The organism is Tardiphaga sp. (genome assembly GCF_025356345.1).
Classification (GTDB): Bacteria; Pseudomonadota; Alphaproteobacteria; order Rhizobiales; family Xanthobacteraceae; genus Tardiphaga.
Genome location: NZ_JANXTC010000048.1, coordinates 1 through 7648, shown reverse-complemented (window position 1 = coordinate 7648; position 7648 = coordinate 1). Strand labels below are relative to the sequence as shown.

7 protein-coding genes are annotated in these 7648 nt (G+C 64.9%); 5 read left to right on the top strand and 2 right to left on the bottom strand.

All coding sequences use genetic code 11. From position 1 onward, the window contains the following. Positions 1-75 precede the first annotated feature (75 nt). The 4 genes from Q0S16_RS02555 to Q0S16_RS02540 all read left to right on the top strand — a co-directional run bounded on the left by Q0S16_RS02555 (position 76) and on the right by Q0S16_RS02540 (position 3822). Complete coding sequence (locus Q0S16_RS02555; RefSeq protein ID WP_295844679.1) at positions 76-1398, top strand: homoserine dehydrogenase; 1323 nt, start codon at positions 76-78, stop codon at positions 1396-1398. 62 nt (positions 1399-1460) lie between these two features. Next, a complete protein-coding gene (gene glpX, locus Q0S16_RS02550; RefSeq protein ID WP_295844676.1) occupies positions 1461-2459 on the top strand; it encodes a class II fructose-bisphosphatase in 999 nt (332 codons plus the stop codon). Between the two features lie 10 nt (positions 2460-2469). After that, positions 2470-2919, top strand: coding sequence for a GNAT family N-acetyltransferase (locus tag Q0S16_RS02545; protein ID WP_295844672.1), 450 nt, complete (start codon positions 2470-2472; stop codon positions 2917-2919). Between the two features lie 183 nt (positions 2920-3102). Next, positions 3103-3822, top strand: coding sequence for a haloacid dehalogenase type II (locus Q0S16_RS02540; protein ID WP_295844671.1), 720 nt, complete (start codon positions 3103-3105; stop codon positions 3820-3822). Positions 3823-3838: 16 nt separating this feature from the next. Here the strand turns inward: Q0S16_RS02540 and Q0S16_RS02535 are convergent, their stop codons facing one another. Beyond that, positions 3839-4225, bottom strand: a complete 387-nt coding sequence (locus Q0S16_RS02535) for a hypothetical protein (protein WP_295844669.1) — start codon at positions 4223-4225, stop codon at positions 3839-3841. Here Q0S16_RS02535 and recJ point away from each other — a divergent pair. After that, on the top strand, positions 4209-6044 hold the full coding sequence (gene recJ, locus Q0S16_RS02530; protein ID WP_295844667.1) for a single-stranded-DNA-specific exonuclease RecJ: 1836 nt from the start codon (positions 4209-4211) through the stop codon (positions 6042-6044). The two genes, Q0S16_RS02535 and recJ, sit on opposite strands and share 17 nt — an antisense overlap. Before the next feature lie 116 nt (positions 6045-6160). Here recJ and Q0S16_RS02525 read toward each other — a convergent pair whose 3' ends face one another. Further along, entirely contained in the window at positions 6161-7408 is a 1248-nt protein-coding gene (locus tag Q0S16_RS02525; RefSeq protein ID WP_295844665.1) for a lytic murein transglycosylase, read from the bottom strand. Positions 7409-7648: the final 240 nt, after the last annotated feature.

Below are 7648 nucleotides of genomic sequence, written 5' to 3'. Positions count from 1 at the left end.
GCGGGCTTGAAACGTTGCACAACGTGGTTCCTCTCGCCACCCGGCGCTAGGCTTTTCCGGCAGGTCTTCAACGTTATGGTCGCACCCCTCCGAGTGGGTATTGCGGGACTCGGTACCGTTGGTGCCGAGGTTGTCCGTCTCATCGAACAGCAGAGCAAGATTCTGGCCGCGCGCTGCGGCCGCGGCGTCAAGGTGGTCGCCGTCACCGCGCGTTCGAAGGCCAAGAAGCGTGGCATCGATCTCACCGGCGTCACCTGGGCCAAAGACCCGATGGCGATCGCGCTCGATCCCGCAATCGACTGCTTCGTCGAATTGATCGGCGGCGTCGGTGATCCCGCGTTGTCCGCGATCGAGGCGGCGCTGGCATCCGGCAAGTCGGTGGTTACCGCCAACAAGGCGCTGATTGCGAAACATGGGTTGAAGCTGGCGGCGCTGGCCGAGAAGCATGGCGGCGCGCTGAACTACGAGGCGGCCGTCGCTGGCGCCATTCCGGTGGTCAAGACGCTGCGCGAAGGACTCGCCGGCACCGGCATCGACCGCGTTTACGGCATTCTGAACGGCACCTGCAATTACATCCTGAGCCGAATGGAGCAGGAGGGCCTGTCGTTCGAGGAATGTCTGAAGGATGCGCAGCGGCTGGGTTATGCCGAGGCCAATCCGTCATTCGACGTCGACGGCCATGATACCGCGCAAAAATTGGCAATCCTGGCCAGCCTGGCGTTCGGCACCAAGGTGGCGCAGAGCGCGGTCTATGTGGAGGGCATCACCTCGATCGCCGCCGCCGATCTGCGCGCCGCGGCCGAGTTGGGCTACCGCGTCAAGCTGCTGGGCGTAGCGATGCGTACCGCCACCGGCATCGAGCAGCGGGTGCATCCGACCATGGTGCCGCTGACCTCGTCGATCGCCCAGGTGATGGGCGTCACCAATGCGGTGACGATCGACGGATCCGGCATTTCGCCGATTACGCTGGTCGGTCCCGGCGCCGGTGGCGCGGCGACGGCCTCCGCCGTCCTCGCCGATATCGCCGATGTCGCGCGCGGCGTGCGCGCACTGCCTTTCGGTCGTCCGGTCGCCAAGCTCGACAGCACCACCAAGGCACCGATGGAGCGGCATCTCGGCGGCTATTACATCCGATTGATGGCGCGCGATTTGGCCGGTACCGCCGCGCGGATCGCCACCCGCCTGGCTGAACAGAAGATTTCTCTCGAATCGATCGTGCAGCGTCATCCTGACGGCATGATCGACGGCAATGGTGCGGCCAGGAAGTCCGCGCCGGTTCCGGTGATCCTGATTACCTACGCCACCTCCGAGGATGCGATGCGCCGCGCGTTGCAGGCGGTGCAGAGCGACAAGGTGATATCAGGCAAGCCGCAGGTGATCCGGATCGAGAAGAACTGACGACTGCGTTTGAGATGTGTACGGGTCCACTGACCCGCGTGAAGTTTGAAGGAGCCCACCCGATGTCGACCCATATTTCCGTGCCGCCGCAACAATTGCTGGAACGTATCCTGACGCTGGAAATCGTGCGCGTGACCGAGCGCGCCGCGGTGTCGGCGGCTCGGCTGCGCGGTCAGGGCCAGGAGAAGGCCGCCGACCAGGCCGCCGTCGACGCGATGCGCCGCGAACTGAACAAAATGCCGATCGAGGGCACCATCGTGATCGGCGAGGGCGAGCGCGACGAGGCGCCGATGCTGTTCATCGGCGAGAAGGTCGGCATGAATGCCGGTCCCAAGGTCGACATCGCCGTCGATCCGCTGGAAGGCACCACGCTGTGCGCCAAGGACATGCCGGGCTCGATTGCCACCATGGCGATGGCCGATGGCGGCACGCTGCTGCATGCCCCTGACGTCTACATGCAGAAGATCGCGATCGGTCCCGGCTACGACAAGAACGTGATCGACCTTGACGCGACGCCGGACGAGAACATCAAGCGGCTCGCCAAGGCCAAGGGCGTTCATCCTTCAGCGATCACGGCGCTGGTGCTGGATCGCCCGCGGCATGCCCCGATCATCGCCGCGATCCGCTCCACCGGCGCGGCCGTGCGGCTGATCGACGACGGTGACGTCGCCGGCGTGATCCATTGCGCCAATCCGGAGAAGTCGGGCGTCGACATCTACATCGGCACCGGCGGCGCGCCGGAAGGCGTGCTGGCCGCTGCCGCCTTGCGCTGCATCGGCGGTCAGATGCAGACCCGGCTGATTCTCGACACCGACGAGAAGCGCGAACGCGCGCTGAAGATGGGCATCACCGATCCGAAGATGATCTACGGCATTCTGGACATGGCGCGCGGCGACTGCCTGTTCGCAGCGACCGGTGTCACCGACGGCTCGTTGCTGTCGGGCGTCAAGTTCCGTGGCGATGTGATCGAGACCGAGACCATCGTGATGCGCTCGGTCACCGGCACCGTGCGCATCATCAAGGGCGAGCACCGCCAGCTCGAAAAATTCCACCTCGATTGAGTTTGAGTTCATGACCGCAAACGTCGAGATCAGAGCCGTCGGCGCCGATGAGCGCGCCGCCTGGGAGCCGCTGTGGCAGGGTTACCTGACGTTCTACAAGGCGAAGCTGGCCCCCGAGGTCAGCGACGTCGCCTGGGCGCGTTTCCACGATCCCGCCGAGCCGATGTTCCTGCTCGGCGCCTATGTCGATGGCGCATTGACCGGTATCGTGCAGTTTCTGTATCACCGCTCGACCTGGACGCCCGGTGACTATTGCTATCTGCAGGATCTGTTCGTCGCCGACACCGCGCGCGGCCTGGGGCTTGGCCGCAAGCTGATTGAGGCAGTATATGTCGCGGCGAAGGCGGCGGGCTGCAGCCGCGTGCACTGGCTGACCCAAAACGACAACGCGCAAGCGCGTCTGCTGTACGATCGGATCGCGGACGATTCCGGATTCATGCAGTACCGAAAAGTATTCTAGCCTGAATCGTCATCCCGGGGCGCGAGCGGCGCAAGCTGCGAGCGAACCCGGAATCCCGAGATGTGACGGTGAACATCTCGGGATTCCGGTCCTGCATCAGCCGGCTTCGCCGTCTGATGCGTTCCGGAATGACGATTTTGTTGCCAACTAACAAAACGAAAACAGACGATCAGGGAGCGAACCATGAGCGACATGTCCGACGTCAAGGCCCTCGTATTCGACGTGTTCGGTACCGTCGTCGACTGGCGCTCCAGCCTGATCGCCGATTTCACCAAATGGGGATCGTCGCAGGGCATCAGTGCCGACTGGACCGCGCTGGTGGATGCCTGGCGCCGCGCCTACATGCCGTCGATGGATGTGGTCCGTCACCATCCCGAGCGCGGCTTTGCCAAGCTCGATACCCTGCACCGGCAGTCGCTCGAAGTACTGATCGAAAAATTCAGGATCATCGGACTGAGTGACGCCGATCTGCGGCATCTGACGCTGGGCTGGCACCGGCTGCATCCGTGGGCCGATTCCGTCGGTGGCCTGACGCGGCTGAAGACGAAATACATCATCAGTCCGCTGTCGAATGGCAATGTCGCGTTGCTCACCAACATGGCGAAATTCGCCGGCCTGCCATGGGATCTGATCATGAGCGCGGAATTGTTCGAGCACTACAAGCCGGATCCGCAGGCCTATCTCGGCGCCGCCGCGCTGCTCAATTTGAAGCCGGAGCAGGTGATGATGGTCGCCGCCCACAACAATGATCTGGAAGCCGCGCAAAAACTCGGCCTGAAGACCGCGTTCGTGCCGCGCATCACCGAATACGGCCCGCACCAGAGCCGCGACTTCAAGGCTGACGGCGAATGGGACGTGGTGGCGGACGATTTCGGCGATCTGGCCAAGCGGATGGGGTGCTGAAATGCTTGAAGCAAAATCAGACACCAAAGCTGCTCGTGACGAGCTGAGCTATCTTCGTGGCCGGATAGACACGATGCCGACGAAGAAGAAGCTCGTTGCCCTTGCTATCATTGTCTTCATCGTAGCGAATGTGATCCAGCATTTCGGTTTCTGATAGAGGGGCCACCTCATTGTCGTCATGGCCGGGCTTGTTCCGCCAGGGCGGCCGAAGCCGCTTCGGGGCGGCGAAGGCCCGGCCATCCACGATGGCCCGCGGAAAGGTGGATGCCCGGGAGAAGGTCGGCATGACGACGCTGGTCGGTGGCGGCAGCGACGCTGACTGAGCTGGTGGCAACTGGTTGCGACCGGTTTGCCCGGCCCGCGCTTCGTGCTTATGTCCTCGGATCATGTCCCCGACCGCCATTCCTGTTGCATCTCATCCCGCTTTTCTGGGCGTCACGCTGTCGGCCACCGGCAAGACCTGGCGCGACCGGGTCGACCAGCGCGGCGCGGCGCGGGCGCTGGCGATGGTGCAGCGGTTTCAACTGCCGGAAATGCTGGCGCGGTTGCTCGCCGGGCGCGGCGTCGAGCTGGATGCCGTCGAGGATTTCCTCGACCCCACCATTCGCAAGCTGATGCCCGATCCCTTTACCGTGACGCAGATGGAAGCCGCGGCCAAGCGCATTGCCGATGCCGCGCAGCGCGGCGAGAAGGTCGCGATTTTTGGCGACTACGACGTCGACGGTGCGACCTCGTCGGCGCTGCTGGCCTGGCATCTCCGCCATTGCGGGCTCGATCCGCAGATCCACATTCCGGATCGCATCTTTGAGGGCTACGGCCCCAATACCGACGCCATCAAGATGCTCGCCGGCAACGGCGCCACGCTGCTGGTGACGGTCGATTGCGGTACCACCAGCCTGGAGCCACTGGCCGAGGCCAAAAAGCTCGGCATGTCCGTAGTGGTGATCGATCACCATCAGACCGGCGACGAATTGCCGGATGTCGACGCGCTGGTGAATCCGAACCGCCCCGACGATCTGTCCGGCCTCGGCCATCTCGCCGCCGTCGGTCTCGTGATGGTGACGCTGGTGGCGGTGAACCGCGAGCTGCGCCAGCGCGGCTTCTGGACCGCGACGATGCCAGAGCCCGAATTGCTCGGCATGTTGCATCACGTAGCACTCGGCACCGTCGCCGACGTAGCCTCATTGACAGGCCTCAACCGCGCGTTCGTCGCCAAGGGGTTGATCGCGCTGCGCCGCCGCGACCATGTCGGCCACACCGCGCTGATGGATGTGGCGCGGCTCAATGGCCCGCCGGAGGCCTGGCACCTCGGTTTCATGCTGGGGCCGCGCATCAATGCGGGGGGGCGGATCGGGCGCGCGGATCTGGGCGTGCGTTTGTTGCTCGAGGGCGACATATCGGAAGCGGCAAGGATCGCCGCCGAGCTCGATCGCCTCAATGTCGAGCGCCGGGTCATCGAACAGATGGCCGAGGCGCAGGCGGAGGCCGAGGCGATGGCCTCGCTCGGCCTTGAGGACAAGGGCGCGGTCATCGTCACCGCGGCGGAAGGCTGGCACCCCGGCGTGGTTGGCCTGGTGGCCTCGCGGCTGAAGGAAAAGTTTTCCCGCCCGGCCTTCGCGATCGCGCTCGAACCGGGCGGCATCGGCACCGGTTCCGGCCGCTCGATCAGCGGCGTCGATATCGGCAAGGTGGTGCGGCACGCCGTCACTGACGGGCTGCTGATCAAGGGCGGCGGCCACGCGATGGCGGCCGGCGTCACCTTGCGAAAAGAGCGGCTCGGCGAATTCCGCGCCTATGTCGAAGCCGCCCTGGCCGATGATGTCGCCAGGTCGCGCAACGAAAAAGAGCTGTTCATCGACGGCGCCGTCACCGCGCGCGGCGTGACGCCGGAGCTGGTGGCGACCATGAACCGGGCAGGGCCGTTTGGCGCCGGCAATCCGGAGCCGGTGGTGGCGCTGCCGTCGCACCAGCTGGTCTATGCCGATGAAGTCGGCCAGGCGCATCTGCGGCTGCGCTTCAAATCGAGCGACGGCACCATCGTCAACGGCATCGCGTTCCGCTCGGTTGGCCAGAAGCTCGGCCACGCGCTGCTGGCCAATCGCGGCCAGCCGCTGCATGTCGCAGGCTCGCTGGCGGTGGACCGCTGGCAGGGCACCGAGCGCGTGCAGTTGCGGGTGATCGATGTGGCGGTGCCGGATCCGGGGCCGGCGATGATCAGGTAGCAACGGACTGTCGTTCCGGGGCGGAAGCAGCGAACGAACCCGGAACCTCGATATGTTCAAAACAGTTCGGGATTCCGGGTTCGCTCGGGCTTTGCCCTCGCGCCCCCGAATGATGCTCAGCCACCCTGCCTTAACCGTGCCAGCACTTTTAGCCCGCCATAGCCATCGGCCGGCAGCAGGCCCATCTTGGCCTGATAGTCCTTCACCGCCTTCATGGTGTCGTTGCCGACGCGGCCATCGGTGCCGCCGGTGTCGAAGCCGGCGCGGGTCAGGCGGATCTGCACTTCCTGCACCTCGGCCAATGTCAGGATCCGCTCGGAGCCAGGGAACGGCTGCAGAAAGGGCGGTGCGCCGAGAATGCGGTCGCCGAGATGGCAAATCGCCAGCGCGTAATTCATCGACGGATTGTAACTGCGTACCGCGTAAAATCCCTGGCCGAGCAGGAAGGCAGGTCCGCCGGCCACCGGTACCCATAATTTGGCGCTGGTGCCGGGCCGCGGGAACGGCTTTCCATCGGCGCGGGTGACACCCATCGCTGACCACGCCGCGAAAGTTCGGCCCGAGCCGGATGACGCCACGCCATCCGCGCGGACCTCATACCCCCAATGCTCGCCGCGCGGATATTTGCCGCGGCTGAGCAGGAATTTGGCACTGGAGCCGAGTGCGTCATCCGGCCTGCCGAACGGCGACACGCGGCCGTCGCGGTCGTAATCGATGCCGACATTGAGCCAGACTTCCGGCATCCACTGGGTGTGGCCCATCGCGCCGGCCCAGGAGCCGCGCATCTCGTCCGGCGTACCCCAGCCCTTGTCGACGATCCTCAGCGCATTGATCAGCTCGGTTTCCCAATAGGCGCGTCGGCGCGGCTCGTTCCAGGCCAATGCCGCCAGCGACGGAAACACCGGGCGCATGTGGTTCTGCTGCACCAACGGATCGCCGAACGCCGATTCAACGCCCCACAGCGCCAGCAGCGTGCCGCGCTCGACGCCAAAATCCTGTTCGATGCGATCGAATAGCGCCTCGTTCTTGCGCAGCGCCGCCTTGCCGGCGGTAATGCGCCAGTCGGAAGCGCGGCGATTGACGTATTGCCAGAGCTGCTCGTTGAATTCCGGCTGCTTCTGCATCGATTTGAACACGGTCATGTCCGGCTCGAGCCGGCCCATCACGCGGGTATAGGTGGTGTCCGAGACACCCTTGGCCAGCGCGCGGGCGCGAAAGCCGTCGCGCCATTGGTCGAAGCCGAGCGGGGCGGCGGCCAATGCCGCAAACGGATGCACGAGCAAAGCGCCGGCGCCGAGTGCGGATTGCAGCAAGGCGCGGCGCGTCGGGGTTTTCGGGGTTTGACGAGAATCAGACGGCTTCATGGACGGCAGTCTAGCGGGGCAGTGAGGGCCCGGGCAAAGGTCATCGGTCAGATGGAACCCGGCCATCCTGCATCGGATCTGCGGCAATTTTGGACAACCGTGGCGCCCTCTGCCTTATCCCTTTGCGATCAACCCGCCCGCCGCCGGATCACTGCTGCTTTTCCCAGAACGACAGCAAGCCCTGTGATGCCGAGCCGCCGATCACGCAGGGGATGCCGACCGCGACCTGGCCGAGCGCCG

Bases quoted from the DNA above. Each gene is read 5' to 3' on its own strand.
- Q0S16_RS02545 (WP_295844672.1), top strand. From the start codon at position 2,470: ATGACCGCAAACGTCGAGATCAGAGCCGTCGGCGCCGATGAGCGCGCC.
- Q0S16_RS02535 (WP_295844669.1), bottom strand. From the start codon at position 4,225: ATGGCGGTCGGGGACATGATCCGAGGACATAAGCACGAAGCGCGGGCC.
- glpX (WP_295844676.1), top strand. From the start codon at position 1,461: ATGTCGACCCATATTTCCGTGCCGCCGCAACAATTGCTGGAACGTATC.
- Q0S16_RS02555 (WP_295844679.1), top strand. From the start codon at position 76: ATGGTCGCACCCCTCCGAGTGGGTATTGCGGGACTCGGTACCGTTGGT.
- Q0S16_RS02540 (WP_295844671.1), top strand. From the start codon at position 3,103: ATGAGCGACATGTCCGACGTCAAGGCCCTCGTATTCGACGTGTTCGGT.
- Q0S16_RS02525 (WP_295844665.1), bottom strand. From the start codon at position 7,408: ATGAAGCCGTCTGATTCTCGTCAAACCCCGAAAACCCCGACGCGCCGC.
- recJ (WP_295844667.1), top strand. From the start codon at position 4,209: ATGTCCCCGACCGCCATTCCTGTTGCATCTCATCCCGCTTTTCTGGGC.